The organism is Paenibacillus sp. FSL E2-0178 (genome assembly GCF_038593005.1).
GTDB lineage: Bacteria > Bacillota > Bacilli > Paenibacillales > Paenibacillaceae > Paenibacillus_AQ > Paenibacillus_AQ phytohabitans.
Genome location: NZ_CP151953.1, coordinates 1,512,490 through 1,531,285, shown reverse-complemented (window position 1 = coordinate 1,531,285; position 18,796 = coordinate 1,512,490). Strand labels below are relative to the sequence as shown.

Here is an 18,796-nt window from a genome sequence, read left to right as displayed (position 1 = left end):
CTCAAATTCCGGCGAAAATATCCTCCAGTTGGTCCCAGTTGGCGGCGACCCAATTATTTTCGTGGCGGAAACGGATGAGCGGTGTGAATTCATCCTTTTGGGGAACCGCAATCCATTCGGCTTCCCTCCACCACGTTAATTTAATGGAACGGATCAATTTGTCCACGGATAATGGGATATGCTCACGGTAGCCGGTCACAAAGGCAAGGACCCGGTCCAGCCGGAGCTGGCTGCCTGACAAGGCGCAGGACAGGATGGGGCGTGATATATCGAACTCCGGGTACACGAAATGCAGTCTGTCGAAGTCAAGGATAGCGGCCACTTCATCGGCGCTGAACAGAATATTATCGACGAACAAATCCCAGTGCCCCCAGCCCCGTTCGCAGTCTGCAAAGATACCGGTATCCATTCCATCAATAATTCTCCGCTGAATCTCAAGCGCTGCAACCGTTTCGCCATTATGAAGGGTGGTGGCCTGAAGGTATCTTTTGTCCCAGTGCTTCACCATAGCTTCTTGGGTCCGTATATTCCAGTGCAGGGGCAATGGAGTCAGGTCCGTGTTCAGCAGCTTATGCATCCGGCCGACTACGCTTCCGAGCGCATACATTTGGGGCTCACTTGCCGAGCCCGGCTCAATACTGCTTCCGTCACACAGGTTCATCAGCACATACCGTTCCTGCGAAGGCGTTCGTAAGACATATTTCCCCTGATGTGAAAATAACTTCGGAACCGGGATGCCCTGCAGCTGCAGCTGATCCTGATGAGTCAATGAAATTTCCAGTCCGTGGGTTAGGTGCTCCGGGTAACGTATCTTGCTGTATTGCTTCACGAATAAACGTCCGTGATCACTTTCTAGCTTCCATTTCAGATTCAGGAAACCCTGATCAATCTGCGTAGCTTCAGTAACGTGCACCCCGAAAATCTCTGAAATGGAGCCTAAGATTTCATCCCGGATGGTTGCGGCTGTGTCGGACATATAATATCTCCTCACCTGGAAATATAAATGATGAATGTATTCAGGGTTAACACTAGTTTAATCTCTGTAATGCTGCTATATGACTTTATTTTCACCGGAGTGAAGGGATTATTCAAGATAAATATTTGCTAAGAAACCGAAGGGGGACGCGGCCATTTACTGCCCGGATAGTTCAACTTCATAGACCAGTGAATGCTGAATACGGGTGCTTAAATTTACACTGTAAAAGCTTAAATGTTGTACGTATTGCAACTTGGTTTCGCAGAAACCCGGGTGTGGGGATAGATTGTTGTATGAAATACAACAATTGTGCTGCTAATCCGCTTGGAGAAGGGGAAATGTTGTATTTCATACAACAAAAGATGATTTTGGCCGGAATTATAGGGGGAATGTTGTATTATGGGCATGATTATTAAAAAATGGTTATTACCTCACAAGCATCCGGCAGAGTAGTTTATTCGCCAGGGCGCATGAGGAGGATTGATGCTCTATTCGTGCGGTGAGGCTTAGTTCAGCAGTTGATGGGCAGGTAATGAGCAAGCGAAAAGAGGTGTCCCAAGCCGCAGAACCGGCTGCCGGGACACCTCTTTATTGAAATATAACATGTTTCACATGCTAACTTATCCTTCTATGCCTCGCTGTTCTGCTTGTGAGGCAACTTACACAAGTGAAAGCGTGAAGCGGAACGAATACGGACGGTTAGCAGGCAGGGTGAACTGCTCATGTGTTGGGGCACCCCAGCTGTCGTCACCGCCGACGCCCATCTGCTTGTAGTTCACGCGCAGCACCGTTTTGCCGGATACAGGCAGCTTGTAGCCATGATCGCTGGCTTCCAGCTCAGCGGCACTCCATGGAAGGGCGTTGACTTCGATAGGCAATGCGCCTTCTACATGCAAGCCATGACCTTCGCTGCCTGCAGTAATGGAGGCATATCTGACATCCGTCTTGTTGCCGCATTCCTGCGGACGGAGATACGGTGTGTATTGCCCGCTGACCGAGCCGCTGTAACGTCCCAGCGGAGCTCCGGACTGCCGGTCCCAGTAGTTCTCATGCGGGCCGCGGCCGTACCAGGAGATGGTGTCGAGGCTGCTGTCCAGCTCGAAGGCCATGCCGAATTCCGGAATCTCCGGCAGCTTGCTGCTGCCCGGCTGAAGCTCCTGAACAATCTCTACCGAGCCGTCTGTGCGGATCTCGTATTGAACACGCAGCAGGGACTTCGGCTGGGTATCCAGCAGATACTCAGCGGTCACGAAACCGAGACTGCCCTCTACACGGCAGCTGAACCGGGTAAGCTGACGGCTGTAAGAGACTTCCTTCCAGACTGCGCAGCGCTCGGGATGCTTGTTGCCGAGGTCATTATCGGTTACCGCTCTCCAGAAGTTAGGTCTTGCCGGTGCAAGCAGATGCTCTTTGCCGGAAGACTGGTAAGAAACCAGGGCGCCGGATGCCGTGTCGAACGATATTCCGAAGCTGCTGCCTGCAAATGTCACCAGCCCGTCTTGCTCATTGACCTGCAGCTTACTCCCTGGAATAACAGGAGTGCCGGCCGGAATATATGGGGACAGAATGAACTGTTCCCAGGCGACTTCGTGGCCTGCACCTGCCCAGGCTGTTTCGTCCTGCAGGACGAACGAGACCGTAAGTACAGCTTCTTTGCCGGTTTCAAGCAGGCTGTGATCGTACGGAACGGCAATTTCAGCGGTTTCACCGGGTGCTGCGGACAGAGGCAGCGTTCCTTCCTGGACGGCTTCTCCATCCAGCGCCAGCTTCCATTGCAGCTGATAGTCTCCCAGATCCGTAAACAGGAAGTTATTGCGAACCTGCAGACGTCCGGTGTGCAGATCCAGTGCGGTGAGGACAATGCTCTGGTAGCATTTTTTGACCTCCAGCAGCTTAGGAGTAACCGTACGGTCAGCGAACAGCAGGCCGTTGCCGCTGAAGTTGCCGTCATGCGGATTCTCCCCGAAATCGCCGCCATAGGCCAGATATTCTATCCCATCAGGGGTAGAAGTGCGGATCGCCTGATCGACCCAGTCCCAGATAAAAGCGCCCTGAATGATCTCATACTTGTCAAACAGCTCGGTGTACAGATGCAGACCGCCGCAGGAGTTGCCCATGGCATGGCTGTATTCACAGAGAATATACGGCTTCTTGGGATGGTTCAGTGCATATCTCTCAACATCATCCGGTTTGATGTACATGGTGGATTCGATATCACTTGCGGCTTCCGATGCTCTGTAATGGAAAATCCCTTCGTAATGCACCAGACGGGTCGGATCGGCTTCCCGCAGATAGTCGTGCATGGCCAGGAAGTTGTCGCCGCCGAAGGACTCGTTGCCGAGTGACCAGATGATGACCGACGGATGATTCTTGTCTCTTTGCATCATGGAGTTGCAGCGGTCAATGACATTGGCGCGCCATTCCGGCCGGCTGGCAGGGACATTGAACTCATGCAGTTCCTGCTGCCCGTATTGCCAGGAGCCATGGGTCTCCAGATTCGTCTCGTCGATGACATAGAGACCGTATTCGTCACACAGCTCATACCATACGGACTGATTCGGATAATGGGAAGTCCGCACAGCATTGATATTATGCGATTTCATGAGCTTGATGTCGGTGATCATATCTTCTCTGGAGAGCGCCCGGCCGGTGTCACAGGAGAATTCATGACGGTTGGTACCCTTGAGCACGATCCGTTTGCCGTTGATCTTCATCAGACCATTCTGGAGCTCGAAGGTACGGAAGCCTACTTTGCAGCTGACCGCTTCCAGCACTTGCCCTTGATCATCCGATACAGCAATAAGCAGTGTATACAGATAAGGCTTCTCGGCGCTCCACTTCTTCGGGTTCGTCACTGCTGCGGATAGCTCTAGCTGCTGAACTCCAGCCTGGCCGAAAGCGACAGAGGCGGAGACTGGATGATCCCATAGCGGCTGTTCCTTACCGTCATAGAGCTGCACCTGTACTGAATGAGACTCAATTACCTTGTCAAAATAATTCTCAATCGTCAGATTTACATTCAGCTGCGCATCGGTATACTTCTCGTCCAGCTCTGTCCGGACGAAGAAATCGGCAACCCGCACAGGCGGTGCAGTATACAGATAAACGTCGCGGAATATTCCGCTCAGCCGCCAGAAGTCCTGATCCTCCAGCCAGCTGGCATCGCACCAGCGGTAGACTTCTACGGCCAGCTTGTTGACACCCGGTACCAGATAAGCGGTAATATCGAATTCGGATGGCGTGAAGGTGTCCTCACAGTATCCGGCCAGCTCACCGTTCACCCAGACATAGAAAGCGGATTCAACCCCCTGGAAGCTGAGGTACACCGGCTGCCCACCCCAAGTCTCGGGTACGGTGAAGGTGCGGATATAAGAGCCTATCGGATTGTACACGGTCGGGGCAAAAGGCGGCTTCAGCTCCGGCTCGGACACGGCCCATGGATAACGGACATTGGTATATTGCGGATAATCATACCCTTGGAACTGCCAGTGGGAGGGAACGGTAATATCCGCCCAGTCTCCGGAGTCATAAACGGCGGTATAGAAATCCTTAATCCGCGCTTCTGGAGTCTCGGCGAATGCGAATTTCCAGGTTCCGTTCAAGGATTGATAACGGGAGGAGGCTTCTTTAGTTCCCTGCAGGGCTTCAGCCACTGCCGGGAAAGACATCATGGAGGCATGCGCGTCTAACCGGTTCAATTGAAATAGCTCAGGATTATTATTCCACTCCGGATATCCGTTTGCAGGCTGCTGGTATGAGAGCTTATGGCGCAAGTTAACATCTCCTTATATTGTTATATTCATATTATAGAATGGAGAATGACTGGGGTATATATAATGATATTCATCGGATATAACAAAATATGAAACAAGATTGGACTGGAATTTGAAACTGCGGGCCGTTATGATGAAGAGGCGGGACAGGAATACCGGCGGTTAGAACGCGCTGGGTTTTTACAGAAAGGTGGGACGCCAGTGAGAAGTACAATGATCTTCAGCGAAATGGAAGAAACGCTTCCGCTGCCGCTCTATGCCACGACCATCGGGTACTGGGAGCATCAGGAAGAGACGGAGCGTCCGGCGGGGTTTCCCGATTACCAGCTGCACCAGGTGCTTGGAGGCAAGGGAGAGCTGCAGATCCGGGATAAATCCTATGTTGCCGGTCCCGGGGATATCTTCTTTCTCTATCCGGATGTTCCCCATTCGTATGCACCGCTGAGCCGGGAATGGGAGCTGGCCTGGATCTCCTTTAACGGGCGGGAAGCGGCCCAGATGCTGCTCTATGCCGGTATACGTGAGTCAGGAATGGGGAGCTTAAGAGCGCAGCCCATCCTGCAACCGCTGGAGGAGATGCTTTCCCTTTCATACGGCAATGAGCTTCAGGATAATCTGGAACGTTCGAAGTTATTGTACTCGCTGCTTCTGGATCTGAAACGCAGCCTGCTCCCGGCCTCGAATGAGGATAATGAGCTGGAGCGGATGAAGCCGGTGCTGCAATATATAGAGCTCCACCTGCACCGTCCGCTGCTGCTGAAGGAGCTGGCCGAGGTGGCTGAAGTGTCGCCGCAGTATCTGTGCCGGCTATTCCAGCGCACCGTCCGCGAGCGGCCGGTCGCCTACATTAACAAACAGCGGGTGAACCGGAGCAAACAGCTCATGTTCAGCAGCAGAGGGCAGAGAGTCTATGAAATCGCCCAGCGGGCAGGGTTCGAGAATGTCAGCTATTTCTGTGCTGTGTTCAAGCGGTTGACCGGTATGCAGCCCGAAGAGTGGAGGCGCCTGCATGGTCTGGATTAGGGGCCGCCAGGCTCCGGATTCGTATCCGTATCACACACTCTCCCTCAGCCGGGCGAACATCCAATCCGCGATTTGACGGTAATCTGCAGCCGGCCCGGCAGACGCTGCGGATTCAACAACCGGCTTAGGGTCAAACGTCTGCAGCACTGCCCACATCGCATTCCAGAAGGTGACCACGTAAGACATCTGTTCGAGGCTATGCAGGGTATCCGCATCATAATGTCCGAAGTAGCAGGCAAGGAAGGTTTCCTTCTGTGGCTGGGAATACGCCGAGCAGACACATGCCAGATCAAACATGATGTCGCCCATTCCCGCATATTCCCAGTCAATCAGCCGCACCGTTCCGTCATCCAGAAAGTTGTTTGCAAAAGGATCATTATGGCACAGCCCCAGCTGCTGCTGTGAGCTTGACGCCCTGTCCTGCTGAATGGCCGCAAGCTTCTCCAGGAACTCGTCCAGATCTCCGGGAAGACCGAGCTGATGCCGGACGGCAAATTGTATCCGGTCCGTAATATCCTGATAAGGCGAGAATGTATAGGGAACCGGCGGCAGGGCATGCACTTTCCTCAAATTATCGGCGATCCGCTTCATATTCACATCGGTGCCGGCATCCGCGTCGGTCCACTTCACGCCATCAATAAACTCTGTGACCATATGACCCGTCTCCGTGGAGAAATACACTACCTTTGCGCCTATCCCTAGGTCTGCCGCCGCCTGCATAGCGGCAAGCTCTGCTTCCCGCTTAATGCCAAGCCTGTCCGCATTGCCGCCGCTTATGCGCAGAGCCAGCTTACGGATACCGTTCGTAATAATATAATTCTGATTCGTCAAGCCATCCTGCTGGTATTCAATGGTTGTATCCGCGATATCCCACTTCAATTCTTCCTCAATAATCTGCTTCATGGCTTCAGTCCATCCGCTCATGCTGGTTATTCCTTCCGTTGTGAAGAGTAGTAGGCAAAGATCAGGCAAGTTCAAGCTTGAACACAACCGGCAGGGCGCTGGCCACCGCTGTGGTGCGGATCGTTAACACTTCTGCATTCCGCTCCCAGGCAGGCTGTTCATCGAAACCGAGCACGGAAATTTTCTGGATGATACCCTCGAAATAGGGGGATTTCTCCCTTAGTGATGTAATGCGCACAGCGCCATCCTCAGGGAATACCAGGACGGTTGCATACAGGCAGCTTCCCTTCACGGTGAAGCGGATGTCCTCAGGGGTGAACACCTTGGCGCTGCCGTCGGTGAACTGTCCCTCTTCAATGCGTGTCGGCCCTTCACCGAACGTGCGCCAGAAAGAGCTCTCATAGATGGCTTCGCCATTTGTGCCCAGCCAGCCGCCGATAGCAGCCAAAATCGCTTTATCTTCATCGGCAAAGCTGCCGTCAGCCCGCGGCCCCACATTCAGCAGGAGATTGCCGTTTTTGCTGACGATATCCACCAGGTCGCGGATGATCTCCCCTGCGGATTTGAAGTCATTATTCTCCGTATAACACCAGGAGTTTCGTGCGGCTGCTGTATCCGTCTGCCAGAAGAACGGCTTCAGCTCCGCGAATTGCCCCCGCTCTACATCGGGAATGGCTGTGCCGAACATGAAGGCATCATGTTTGTAATTAATGGCAGCCGTAGTTCCCCGCTGAGCAGCCCGGTTGTAGTAATAGGCGGCGAATCTTTTCAGATACGGCTTGAATACAGCATTCTCAATCCACCAGTCGAAATAGAAGACCTTAGGCTGATACTGGTCAACCAGCTCGCAGCAGCGGATCAGCCAGTCTTCCAGATACACTTCAGACGGGGGAGAGCCGTAGAGATCATGATGATCAGGTTCCGGCATGGACGGCCAGTAGAAATCGCCGCGTTCCAGCGGCTCATGGATATCGGACTCGAACTCTTTGCCGTGGGACATGAAGAACCAGTGCTCCGCACGGTGGGAGGAGACGCCCAGCTCCAGATCATGCTTCCCGAAGGCGGCCTTCAGCTCGCCGAGAATATCCCGCCCGGGCCCCATCTCGTACGTGTTATAATGGGAGACAGCGCTTTTATACATCTGGAAGCCGTCATGATGCTCTGCAACGGGAATGACATACTTGGCGCCGGAGGCTTGGAATAAGGCAGCCCACTCGTCCGGGTTGAACTGCTGAGCCGTGAACAAGGGAATGAAATCCTTATAACCGAAATCCTTGTGGTTCCCGTAGACAGCCAGATGATGCTCATATTCCTTCGTGCCTTGGATATACATATTGCGGGAATACCACTCGTTACTGAAGGCCGGGACAGAATACAGCCCCCAGTGAATGAAAATGCCGAATTTGGCCTGGCGGTACCACTGCGGCACCTCATACATACTTAGAGAATCCCAATCATCCTTATAGGGGCCGTTCTTAATGGTCTCGTCGATAAGGTGCAAATAATCAGTCATATTCATAGTCATTTTCTCATCCTCCTGCGATTAATATAACGCTTTCATTGTACCGGGCCGCAGGGGGATTAAGAATGTACGGGATTAACTTTCTGATGTACAAAAATAACCTTTAAGGCGGTCTGAACGATGGATCATCAAGCATTGCTTACCAGCTATTTATCCAATCTGAAGGTCGACCTGCTCATGGCGGATTATAACCAGTGCACCACACAGTGGAGGGATCTGGACTATACTCCGGACTACAGCAAGTTCTATTACATCTGCGGCGGTGAAGGTTGGCTGAAGATCGGGGATAAGGAATATTATCCGCAGCCGGGGGAGCTGATTCTGATGCCTGAGGGGGTGAAGCAGTCCTACTCATGCATCAGCGAACGACCTTTTCTCAAGTACTGGTGTCATTTCAGCGCCAAGGTCGGAGAGATTAATCTGTTCCGTATCCTGGAGATGAGCCATGTATGCATTCCGGAGAATCCTGCTGCTGTCGAGGCGGCGTTCAAAGGGATTACCGGGAGTGCCCAATCGGACGCTATATATGCCCCGCTGCTGGCGAAGAGCAAGCTGCTGGAGCTGATCTCCTATTACATCATGAACCTCAGGCTGGATGAAATCTCTTATAAGAATCTGGGCTCCGCCCGGAAGCTGACAGCCGTTCTGGAATACATCGCTGCGAATATCGAACACAATATTACCATTCATGACCTTGCCGAAATTGCGCATATGCACCCTAATTACTTCATACGCCTGTTCAAGCAGCAGATCGGCGTGCCCCCCATCCAATACATCACCCGGCAAAAGATTGAAAAAGCGAAAGACCTGCTGGCAACCACCTCCGGTTCGGTCAGCGAGATTGCCGACCAGCTCGGCTTCGGCGATCTGTTCTATTTCTCCAGGCAATTCAAGAAGCATGCCGGGCTTGCACCTACAGAATTCAGGAAACAGGAAACTGGAGGCGTTAAACTATGATCAGCGACCTATATAGCGGTTATCAGATCCGGTTAATGGATGAGCCGGCAGCCAGAGAGATTCTGAACTGGAAATACGAACCGCCATATTCTCTGTACAATATGCTGGATGATTCTGCTGGAACGGAGGATATCGAAGAGCTGATGGACGGCTCCTACTTCAGCGTACGTAGTGCGGAGGGGGAACTGGCCGGATTCTTCTGTTACGGAAGGAATGCCCAGGTGGGAGGAGGGGTAGAGCTGGGATATTATCTGGATGGAACAGCGCTTGATATCGGACTGGGATTAAGGCCGGACCTGACCGGCGCTGGAAAAGGGCTTGCTTTTCTGCAGGCGGGTATGAAGTTTGCACAGCGGACCTATGACGCGAAGCGGTTCCGGTTGTCGGTTGCGGCCTTTAATCTCCGGGCTATTGCCGTGTATAAGAAGGCGGGTTTCCTGCCTGGGCAGAGCTTCATCAACCGGTATGGAGACAGCGAAACGGAGTTCCTGCTGATGGAGACGCCGGGCCTGTTCTGAGCATCTATAGCCAGAGTGGAGAATACAGGGCGAAGTCTGTTAAAATAGAATTATGGCATCATACATATCAAAGGAGAACTGAATGTGAACGATAACTTGAAGCAAGCGTACGCGCGGCTAGGATTAACTGAAACCGTAACCAGAGAGGAATTGAACAAGCGGTTCGATTTGCTCCTGAAGCGCAGACGGACCCTTTCTACGGATGAAGAAATAGCGGACTATGAAGCGGATTTCCAGGCGTACAAGCTTATTCTGGATACTTGGGACGAGCAGGAGATTCAGGAAGCTGAAGACCAGCGACTCGCCAAATACGGGCGCTTCTCCGGGACTGCAAGCAAATGGGAACGCTTTATGCGGCTCTACAAAACGCATGTTATCCTATCCATCGTCGCAGTGCTTGTGCTGATTTTTGGCGGGAAGGCACTGTATGATAACTATCAGCACAGACAGTATCTTGCTTCGCTGCCGCCGGTGGATGCGACCATTATGTTCGTGGGTAATTTCGGGGCCAAGGACAGCAGCGGGGATACAGCGGCATTGGAACAAGCGGTCATTGACGCTTATCCGCAGTGGAAGCGGGTAGAGGCGACCATTGTGTATCTGCCCAAGACAGGGGAAGGCGCTGATACGCTGGATATGAACCATATGCAGAAGGCTGTGGTTGAGCTGGCGGCCAACCGGCCGGATATCGTCATTATGGATGATGCGACCATCGAGTGGATCGGCGGACAGGCCGGATTCCAGAATCTCGAACCCATTACGGCGGACGGCAAGCTGGCTGCTGACGATACACGTATGAGATGGGGAACGAATGAAGATACCGGCAAGCGCGAGCTGTATGGTGTGAATATTATGGATTCTCCGTTTATCTCTGCGCTGCCCATTGACTACAATGTGAAATCGATCATCATTGGTGTGCTTGGCGAAGACAATAAGGATAAGACGATTGAGTTTGTGAAGCATATTGCGGAGGAACAAGCCGCGAAGTAAATAGAATACAGAGATCAGCATCTCTGAAAATAACAAAAAACCTCTCTTCCAATGGATGTTCACACCCATTCCCGAAGAGAGGTTTTTTGCTGCTGCGCCGTGATCCGGCAGACTGGCTGTTCCTAGTTCTCCAGACGGTAGCCGCCGTGGAATACAGGGCCGACATACTGGTTGAAGGCATAACCGTTGCGGATGGCTGCGGACACGAAGTCCTTCGCTTTCACCACGGCTTCCTTCACCGACAAACCGTTAGCCAGGCCGCCGGTAATAGCGGCAGCGAAGGTGCAGCCGGCTCCATGATTGTGGGCGGGTTCGATCTTGGCCGTCTCCAGAACGAGATATTCGCTGCCGTCGAAGAAGATATCGATCGCCATGTCGCCGCCCAGTGCCTTGCCGCCTTTGACGACAACATTCTTGGTGCCGAGCTGATGGATCAGGCGGGCCGCTTCTTTCATCTCTTCAAGAGTAGTCAGCTTGCCCAGTCCGGAGAGGACACCGGCTTCGAACAGGTTCGGTGTCGCTACAGTAGCCAGAGGCAGCAGCAGATCGCGGATCGCATTGGCGCTCTCCGGATTCAGCACTTCATCTTCGCCTTTGCAGACCATCACCGGGTCAATAACCACATTGGTCTGCAGATTGTTCTTGATTGCCTGCTCGGTAACCTGCACGATCTCCACGCTGCCCAGCATACCGGTCTTCATCGCGTCTACGGGACCGCCGGCGAAGATCGTTTTGAGCTGCTCTGCAACGATTGCGGCATCGATCGGATATACATTATGGTGCCAGCCCCGGTCGGGGTCCATGGTAACGATTGTAGTCAGTGCGCTGAAGCCATAGGTGCCGTATTCCTCAAAGGTTTTGAGGTCAGCCTGAATGCCTGCGCCTCCGCTGGAGTCACTGCCGGCAATAGTTAAGGTTTTGATGATTTTTGACAAAGGTAACGTCCCCTTTTTGTATATGAATGGTATGGAGCCTGTTTTGGGTGCAACTGTTTAAAAATATAAGCGTTTATATGTTTCACACGATAACTTATCCTTCTATTTCTCGCTGAAACGGTACCGTCCTTTAAAAGGACGGCAACGCCGTTTCCACTTGCTCTACGACATTATAACAAAAAACACTCTAGCTGTCCGCATGACAGTGTTTTTTTCAAAGATAAGAATTGAGATTAACCTATGTGTGCAGCCGGGATAGGTGGTGCGGGAGCAAAAGGCCGGCAATATGTTGGCAGGATAGTGAATCGGACTGAGAGGACCTTATTTCCCGCAATAATCACATTTTGAGGCTGAAGCGGACTGAGAATCCCTTATCTTGTTCAATCGGGCATGAATTGAGGGATGCGCAGTCAAATAACGGAATCTCAGTCTGTTTATCGGGAAAATCTGTCTTATTCGGTAATTTAGCGGAATCTCAGTCCGTTTCAGAGGCGGAGCTGCCTTCGAGGCTGCGCAGCGCCAGCTTGATGGCCTTGTCATAAACGTAGGGTTCCGCACTGTCCCCGCCCATCCAATACACCACTAGGAATTTCCCTCCCCTGAAGACATGAGGGTATATCCGAGCTCCTCCATCATTTGTCGTACGGTTAATCTCCAGCTTCAACGCAGCCAGACCTTCGGCACATTCCAGGCTGTCAGCGTAGGTATAGACGGACAACCGGTCCGGCCGGGCCGGTGTATCGGTCTTATCGATCAGCAGCTCTTCAGGCCAGACGCCGGCCAGCTGCTTGTTGAACATGAGCTCTGTGGTATCCGGGACGAGACTGAGCTGCATGCCCCGCTGTTCCAGCGCCAGGTAGAGAGACTGCGTAGTATACTCTGCACTGCCTGCGGCAGATTCTGGATTCTGCACTGCAGGAAGGAGGAGCGGGCCATGATTGGCTGCAAAAAATCCCTGGATGCTGTCAATCACATCCTGCCCGTCAAAGGCTGAAGAGGTGGTCATCTCCAGCTTGCGGAACAGATATCCCCATTCGCCTTCATTGTAGTAGGCTGTTCCGGCTGTTTCATATCCGCTGGCTTCCGCGGGCAGAGAATACCGCACAGTGCGTGCATCCGCTCCTCCGGTTCCCGCCATATACTGTTCGGTGAACGCAGGAGGAATAATGGTCAATCCATACTCATCCGCCCATTCTGCCTTTCCGGGGAAATAGGTCCCGATGCTGCCGACTGCACAGCCCTGACAGCCCCAGGCATTATCGGAATATTGCAAAGTTTGCCCCGGATTTTCCGGGTCCTCAAACGTCGCCCCCAGGGAGCCGTTGGCTCCAGTTATAGCCGAAGCTTTCCAGCCGGCAGGGGCCAGCAGGATATAAGCACTGCCGGTATCGCCCTGGAAGACGAGGGCCGCCTGCAGCTTGTCTTCCATGCCGGCCGGCAGCGGGAAGGTCATTCTGGGCAACGGGGGCGGAGTGACATGTGCAGGACTGTTACCGTCGTCCAGAACGGGAACGGAAAGGATGGCAGTCAGCGGGATCGATACTTCAGCCCTTTTGTCTTCAACAGAAGGGAAAGGGACTTCAGCATTATACATGCTGCGGATGCCAACCGCATAATCATTGCTTGGAACGCTTTGGCTATTGCCGGTGGGAGCGGGGGAGAAATCCGCAGCTCCGGTTTCCCGGGACGGGGGAGCTTCCGATACCAGGGGAGTTATCCGGCCGGCAAGCTTGCCGGGTTCCAGGCCGCTGTAACCGAACCATAGCAGCATGGCCATGACCGGCAGCAGTACCGCTGCGTAAGCAAGAATCTTATAACGCTTGCGCTTGGGCTGATACCCTCCCACACGCTGCTCTACCTTCTTCTGCATTTGTGGAGTGAAATTCATGCCCTCAAAAGGCTTCTCCTTCAACTGCTGCTCCCATTCCTCGGGTAATTTGCTCATGATCTGTTCAACTCCTTTTCCTTTTCCCAATATTCATTGGCTTGCTGCCTTGCGCGGTGCAGTCTGGATTTGGCTGCAGATAAGGATATCCCCAGCATTCCGGCCAATTCCTCCATGCTGAGTCCGTAGTGGGCATAGAGCATAAGGACCTCCCTGGCGTTGCGCGGCAGCTGCAGGACTACCTTCCACACCTCACTGCTCAAGGATTGCTGCAAAAACACCTCTTCAGCGGATGGGCTTGAGCCCGATCTGCCAGCGTGAGCTTGTAAGGTTACCCGCCGGATGAAGCTGCTGCTGCGGTAGGACAGCCAGCGGTTGCGGGTAATCCGCAGCAGCCAGGTTCTGACGGAAGCTTCGCCGCGAAAAGTATCCCTGTATTTATAAGCCCGGATGAAGGTCTCCTGTGAGATATCATCAGCAGCGCTTCTGCTGCGGGCCAGGTAGTAGGCATAGTTCCATACATCCTCGCCATAGTCTTCCATAAGTGTCTTTAACGCGGCGGCGTTCATAGTATTGGAATCCTTAGTTGCACCGTACATACGGTCCCTCCCTTTTCTCTCTACTGTATTGACCTCTGCATCCTCCGGAAAGTTTCTTTTGTGCTGAATAAAATTATATAGGGGGGCATTACGGGCGGCAGATTGGGTAGGAACGGGAGTTCCAATTGGAGGGGGCTGCATATTTATATAGGAGGATAACGATTAGGAGGCTGCCATGATAGAAATCAGCTTATGCATGATTGTCCGCAATGAAGAGAAGAGCCTGCCCCGCTGCCTTACTTCCATTGGAGCGATTGCGGATGAGATCATCATTGTGGATACAGGCTCGACGGACAAAACAAAGGAGATTGCGGAAACCTTCGGAGCGGTGATATATGATTTTACCTGGATCGATGATTTCTCGGCTGCCCGCAATTTCGCCTTCAGCAAGGCGACCAAGGAATACATCTTCTGGCTGGATGCGGATGACTACCTTAAGGATGAGGATCATGCGCGGCTCAGGGAGCTGAAGCACGCCCTGCCGGAGAATGTGGACAGTGTGAACATGCAGTATAATCTTGCTTTTGACGGGGAGGGGAAGGTCGTTACGTCCCTGCGGCGCAACCGGCTGGTCCGCCGGTCCTGCGGGTTCAAATGGATCGGACCGGTGCATGAATACCTGGAGGTATACGGCCCTTCTTACAGCAGTAACGTCTGTATTACCCATGAGAAAGACAAAGAGTACACGGACCGCAACCTGCGGATCTACCGCAAGCGGGTGGCTGAGGGAGAAGTCTTCTCTCCCCGGGATCAATATTATTATGCCAATGAGCTGCGCGATCATGGAATCCATGAGGAGGCCAGCCGATATTATGAGCAGTTTCTGAACGGGGGCCAAGGCTGGATCGAGGATAATATTCAGGCCTGCCTGCGGCTGGCCGAATGCCGGGAGCGGCTGGGTGACAAGGCAGGAGCGTTTACTGCGATTACCCGGACGCTCCAGTACGATTCTCCGCGTGCCGAGTTCTGCTGCCGGCTCGGTGCCTGGCATGTGGAGCAGGGCCAGCTTCACCCGGCTATCTACTGGTATGAGCTCGCTGTTATGCTGCCGCGGCAGACAGAGTCTATGGGCGTGAAGAATGAAGCCTTCGCCACCTGGATTCCGAATCTGCAGCTCGCACTCTGTTATGACCGGCTGGGCCAGCATGAACGGGCTAATATGTTCAATGAAACGGCACTGCGTCACCTTCCCGGTCATCCCAGCATGCTGTACAACCGGACCTACTTCCAGAAGCTTCTGGGGGACAAATATGTTTCGCTGCAGCCGCAGGAGACCGCCGGGGAGTAGAAGGAATAGCAAGGTTGCTTAACAGCGGTAGCGAAGCGGCGAATCAATGCAGACCGCCCATATGAATAAAGGCGCTCCTCAAGCCGTAGCTTGGGAGCGCCTTTGTGTGTTTTTATTGGAACAATAGGGTTTGAATCGCATGGGCCGGAATTGAACCCTCCGCCAGCTGATCCCGGAAATGCAGGGTGTATGGAAGCCCGCTGTCCGTGCGGTTGAGTACGACCACGGCATAAGTGCCGTCTGTATTGCGGAACGCCGTAGTTTCGAATTTGTCGGTATATCTGGAGCTGCCCACACGGACGGCGCCCGGACGGATATACTTGCTGAAATGCCCGATGTAATAGAACGAGCTCTCATAGATTACTTCATCCTGCACAGTATCGCCGATAATCGGCGCATCGCAGAAGTTGCCCACATGGTTCGGGCCGCCCTGCTCATCAAGGACGATATTCCAGTCTGTCCAGCTGGACATCCAGTTGTTCAGGTTGCCGATAATATCATGGCCGTAACGTTCACCGGTGTTCCAGGAGCCGAGGTGTACGCCGCCCTCCTGGCAGCCTTCGCTGAAGAACAGCTTTTTGTCAGGAAAACGCTCATGTACAGCGCTCAAGGCTTCGAAGTGGTCACCGGAATACCAGTGGAAGCAGATGCCCCAGATATATTTTGCCGCCTCCTGATCATTGAAAGCGGTCTTCGCCCGGTCATAGACCCGTTCCTTATTATGATCCCAGATCATGATTTTGACATGGCTGAGGCCGGCTGCTTCCAGGGCAGGACCGAGATAATCGCGTACGAAATCCTTCTCTTCTTCAGCGGTATAAATGCAGGAATCCCAGATCTGCTTGGCTTTGGCTTCATTCTGCACACTGACCGCCCAGATATCGATGCCGGCTTCAGCGTAAGCCTGAATGTATTTCACGAACAGATTAGCCCAGGCTTCCCGGTATTCCGGCTTCAGCTTGCCGCCGTTATTCATCTCGCCGTTCGTCTTCATGAAGGCCGGAGGGCTCCATGGGGAGGAGAACAGCCGGAAGCTCCCGCCCACAGCATCAGCCGCACGTTTGATTAACGGAAGTATCGACTCCTGATCTCTGGAGATATTGAAAGTAGCCAGCTCCGGGTCAACGCCATCTACATAAGCATAGTTGCCTGTTGAGAAGTCACAGCTCTGGATATGTGATCTGCACAGGGTGTAGCCGATTCCGTGCTCCGGATGGAAGTAGGCATCGATTATTTCCTGCTGCTTCTCCGGACTAAGCTTGGCCAGCGTGACTGCAGAGGCTTCCGTCAGCGCACCGCCGAAGCCTTCAATTTCCTGATATTCCAAATCCTCATAAATATTAATTAACTCCATTTCCTTCTCTTCGGAATCGGCCCGGAAGGACAGAGGCTGTAATTCTGTTAACCGGTCACCGGTTTCTTTGGCTGTCTGGATCACGCGGACTGTAGGGCTGCTCATAAGACTTATGTTACCTCCTGAAAGTTTGTAGGAATAGTCTCATTATAGAAGGTATTCCGCTGCACTTTGAAGAAACAATATGGTTAAGAACCTCAACGATCTGGTCATGAGGCAAGAGTAAGGAAGGGTGATCCAGGATGGGTACAACCGGTGTAGACATTCATCTCAGCTCATTTTCCCGGCATATCCAGCCGTTCTGGCATTTGTTCCGGGAAGGGCTGGATACCTATATCATCAGGCTCCAGGCAGAAGGGGAATGTGAAGCGCTGATTGACGGGGAGATGGTCACGGTGATGCCGGGTGATCTGCTGCTGTTCCGTCCCGGTGAGCTCTACGATCTGCGGATTGGCGAGAAAGAAAGTCCGCTGGGATTCAGCGCAGACTACTATGTCATGTGTACAGGTGAATGGGTGGATGAGTGGTGGAACAAGCAGGTGAGGGCTAAGAAGTCCAGGATTGCCGAAGACAGCAAGCTGCATAGCATCTGGCAGCAATTAATTCTGGAAAAACGGCGGATCGACGGAGGCAGCCCGGAGATTCTTGAGGCGCTGTTCAAGGCACTGTGCCTGCTGCTGGACCGGGCTATCGCCGAAGCGCCGGCCTCCTCCTCCTCTTCACTCCTGCAGGGACTGAAGATCAAGAATTATGTGGAAGAGCATGCGACATCCTCCATCCGGCTGGAGGATGTGGCCCGCCATGCGGGAATCAGCGTCACCCGGGCGGTTCATCTGTTCAAGGAACAATTCGGGTATTCGGTGATGCAATATGCGGTGCAGGTCCGTCTGGCGATGGCGCTGCGGCTGATGGACAACAGCAACTATACACTGGAGCGTATTGCTGAGGAGACAGGCTTCGGCAGCTATACCTACTTCCACCGGGTATTCCGGGAGCGGTACGGCGTTGCACCGGGAGTGTACCGGAGGCGTTCATAGCCTGTGACGATAAAAAAAGGGTGTCCCAATCCGCCGTTGCGTGACAATGGCGGATTGGGACACCCTTATGTATGGAGCCCGCAGGGGCTGCCCTGATATTTCGGTTCTTTGCTAGACCTATATTCCGCTGTCCGGAAATCAGTGTCCCGGCAACGCCGGGTTATCCAGCAGAAGCTGCGGTTCGCTTGTGCGGATGAAGTCCATGACCTTATCATAAATAATCCGGTGGCCCTCCCGGTTGGGGTGGATTCCGTCCCGGCAGATAAACTTGGTGTAATCCGGCTGCTGCAGGAATGCGCCCCGGACATCAATGATCTTGGTCTTGGTGCTCTCGGCGACCTTGATAATTGCGGAGTTGTACCGCTCCTGCCACCAGTAAATCTTGGTAACGCTGCCGAGGAATTTCAGAATGTTCAGCTCGGTGTCCGGATTATTGCCGCTGACCCATTTGAAATAGTTGTCCGCATTCAGCGGGGGCAGACTCATCAGAATAGGCGTAATCCCCTGATTCTTCAGGTAATCAATCATATCCAGCAGCATCCGCTCGAACGCCGGGAAATCAGTTTTGGGATTATGCTCTGCTTCGGGATTGCTTGCAATTTCTTCCCAGTGATAGTCGCAGTCATTGCCTCCGTATTCAATCAGTACCACATCCGGCTTGTCTTTCAGCACATCGCGTTTCAGATTGCCGAAGCCCTTCATCAGCGTATTGCCGAATCTGGCGGTATTACGCATAGCTCCCTTAAGCTTGCCCTGCAGCAGGGACACGTAGTTATCCTCCAGAATGACATACTTGCTTCTTGCTTCATCATAGACAACACCCTTGGAGATCGAATCTCCGCTGACCATGTATTTAAATTCAAGCCCCGTGGCTTCCTTCTGCTCTTCGTACGAATTCATTGTCCCACCTCCGATAACCCTAGTGTATATAGCTTTAGTGTAAACCATACATGGAGCAGTGACCATGCATAGATGTCATGGTTTCATGCGGGCCGATCCCGATAGGACAAGCTGCAAGTCAAAGAGATCCGACTCC

15 protein-coding genes are annotated in these 18,796 nt (G+C 52.9%); 6 read left to right on the top strand and 9 right to left on the bottom strand.

Annotation, left to right across the window (positions count from 1 at the left end):
- Position 1: 1 nt before the first annotated feature.
- The gene (locus MHI42_RS07240; RefSeq protein ID WP_342423315.1) at positions 2 to 976 is read right to left on the bottom strand and encodes a phosphotransferase; all 975 of its coding nucleotides are present in this window, start codon (positions 974 to 976) and stop codon (positions 2 to 4) included.
- A 659-nt stretch (positions 977 to 1,635) separates the two neighbouring features.
- Positions 1,636 to 4,749 carry a glycoside hydrolase family 2 TIM barrel-domain containing protein gene (locus MHI42_RS07235; RefSeq protein ID WP_342423314.1) on the bottom strand — a complete coding sequence of 1,038 codons (3,114 nt, stop codon included), beginning with the start codon at positions 4,747 to 4,749 and terminating at the stop codon, positions 1,636 to 1,638.
- Positions 4,750 to 4,950: 201 nt separating this feature from the next.
- Here MHI42_RS07235 and MHI42_RS07230 point away from each other — a divergent pair, with 201 nt between their 5' ends.
- The gene (locus MHI42_RS07230) at positions 4,951 to 5,772 is read left to right on the top strand and encodes an AraC family transcriptional regulator (protein WP_342423313.1); all 822 of its coding nucleotides are present in this window, start codon (positions 4,951 to 4,953) and stop codon (positions 5,770 to 5,772) included.
- A gap of 30 nt (positions 5,773 to 5,802) precedes the next feature.
- Here MHI42_RS07230 and MHI42_RS07225 read toward each other — a convergent pair whose 3' ends face one another.
- Together MHI42_RS07225 and MHI42_RS07220 are read right to left on the bottom strand one after the other, a co-directional pair.
- Positions 5,803 to 6,696 (bottom strand): choline kinase family protein, encoded by an 894-nt coding sequence (locus tag MHI42_RS07225; RefSeq protein WP_342423312.1) that lies wholly within the window; start codon positions 6,694 to 6,696, stop codon positions 5,803 to 5,805.
- 40 nt (positions 6,697 to 6,736) lie between these two features.
- Positions 6,737 to 8,200, bottom strand: coding sequence for an alpha-L-fucosidase (locus tag MHI42_RS07220; protein ID WP_342423311.1), 1,464 nt, complete (start codon positions 8,198 to 8,200; stop codon positions 6,737 to 6,739).
- Positions 8,201 to 8,317: 117 nt separating this feature from the next.
- On the opposite strand from MHI42_RS07220, the gene MHI42_RS07215 reads away from it, so the two are divergent.
- The 3 genes from MHI42_RS07215 (at position 8,318) to MHI42_RS07205 (ending at position 10,662) form a co-directional block, all read left to right on the top strand.
- Entirely contained in the window at positions 8,318 to 9,154 is an 837-nt protein-coding gene (locus tag MHI42_RS07215) for an AraC family transcriptional regulator (protein WP_342423310.1), read from the top strand.
- Entirely contained in the window at positions 9,151 to 9,672 is a 522-nt protein-coding gene (locus tag MHI42_RS07210; RefSeq protein ID WP_342423309.1) for a GNAT family protein, read from the top strand. Before MHI42_RS07215 ends, MHI42_RS07210 begins: the two co-directional genes overlap by 4 nt.
- A gap of 84 nt (positions 9,673 to 9,756) precedes the next feature.
- Positions 9,757 to 10,662 carry a hypothetical protein gene (locus tag MHI42_RS07205; RefSeq protein ID WP_042136074.1) on the top strand — a complete coding sequence of 302 codons (906 nt, stop codon included), beginning with the start codon at positions 9,757 to 9,759 and terminating at the stop codon, positions 10,660 to 10,662.
- A gap of 122 nt (positions 10,663 to 10,784) precedes the next feature.
- Here MHI42_RS07205 and thiD read toward each other — a convergent pair whose 3' ends face one another.
- From thiD to MHI42_RS07190, 3 genes are all read right to left on the bottom strand, one after another.
- Positions 10,785 to 11,597, bottom strand: coding sequence for a bifunctional hydroxymethylpyrimidine kinase/phosphomethylpyrimidine kinase (thiD, locus tag MHI42_RS07200; protein WP_171719713.1), 813 nt, complete (start codon positions 11,595 to 11,597; stop codon positions 10,785 to 10,787).
- A gap of 475 nt (positions 11,598 to 12,072) precedes the next feature.
- On the bottom strand, positions 12,073 to 13,542 hold the full coding sequence (locus MHI42_RS07195; RefSeq protein ID WP_342423308.1) for a DUF4850 domain-containing protein: 1,470 nt from the start codon (positions 13,540 to 13,542) through the stop codon (positions 12,073 to 12,075).
- Positions 13,539 to 14,081 carry an RNA polymerase sigma factor gene (locus MHI42_RS07190; RefSeq protein ID WP_171719715.1) on the bottom strand — a complete coding sequence of 181 codons (543 nt, stop codon included), beginning with the start codon at positions 14,079 to 14,081 and terminating at the stop codon, positions 13,539 to 13,541. The genes MHI42_RS07195 and MHI42_RS07190 overlap by 4 nt, the downstream gene beginning before the upstream one ends.
- Positions 14,082 to 14,256: 175 nt before the next feature.
- Between MHI42_RS07190 and MHI42_RS07185 the strand changes: the two genes are divergently transcribed.
- Positions 14,257 to 15,369: a glycosyltransferase family 2 protein gene (locus MHI42_RS07185; protein ID WP_342423307.1), complete on the top strand. Its 1,113-nt coding sequence runs from the start codon at positions 14,257 to 14,259 to the stop codon at positions 15,367 to 15,369.
- Positions 15,370 to 15,481: 112 nt separating this feature from the next.
- Here the strand turns inward: MHI42_RS07185 and MHI42_RS07180 are convergent, their stop codons facing one another.
- Positions 15,482 to 16,828 carry a glycoside hydrolase family 30 protein gene (locus MHI42_RS07180; protein ID WP_342423306.1) on the bottom strand — a complete coding sequence of 449 codons (1,347 nt, stop codon included), beginning with the start codon at positions 16,826 to 16,828 and terminating at the stop codon, positions 15,482 to 15,484.
- 137 nt (positions 16,829 to 16,965) lie between these two features.
- Here MHI42_RS07180 and MHI42_RS07175 point away from each other — a divergent pair, with 137 nt between their 5' ends.
- Positions 16,966 to 17,760, top strand: a complete 795-nt coding sequence (locus MHI42_RS07175; protein ID WP_171719718.1) for an AraC family transcriptional regulator — start codon at positions 16,966 to 16,968, stop codon at positions 17,758 to 17,760.
- Positions 17,761 to 17,898: 138 nt separating this feature from the next.
- Here the strand turns inward: MHI42_RS07175 and MHI42_RS07170 are convergent, their stop codons facing one another.
- Entirely contained in the window at positions 17,899 to 18,660 is a 762-nt protein-coding gene (locus MHI42_RS07170) for an SGNH/GDSL hydrolase family protein (RefSeq protein ID WP_342423305.1), read from the bottom strand.
- Positions 18,661 to 18,796: the final 136 nt, after the last annotated feature.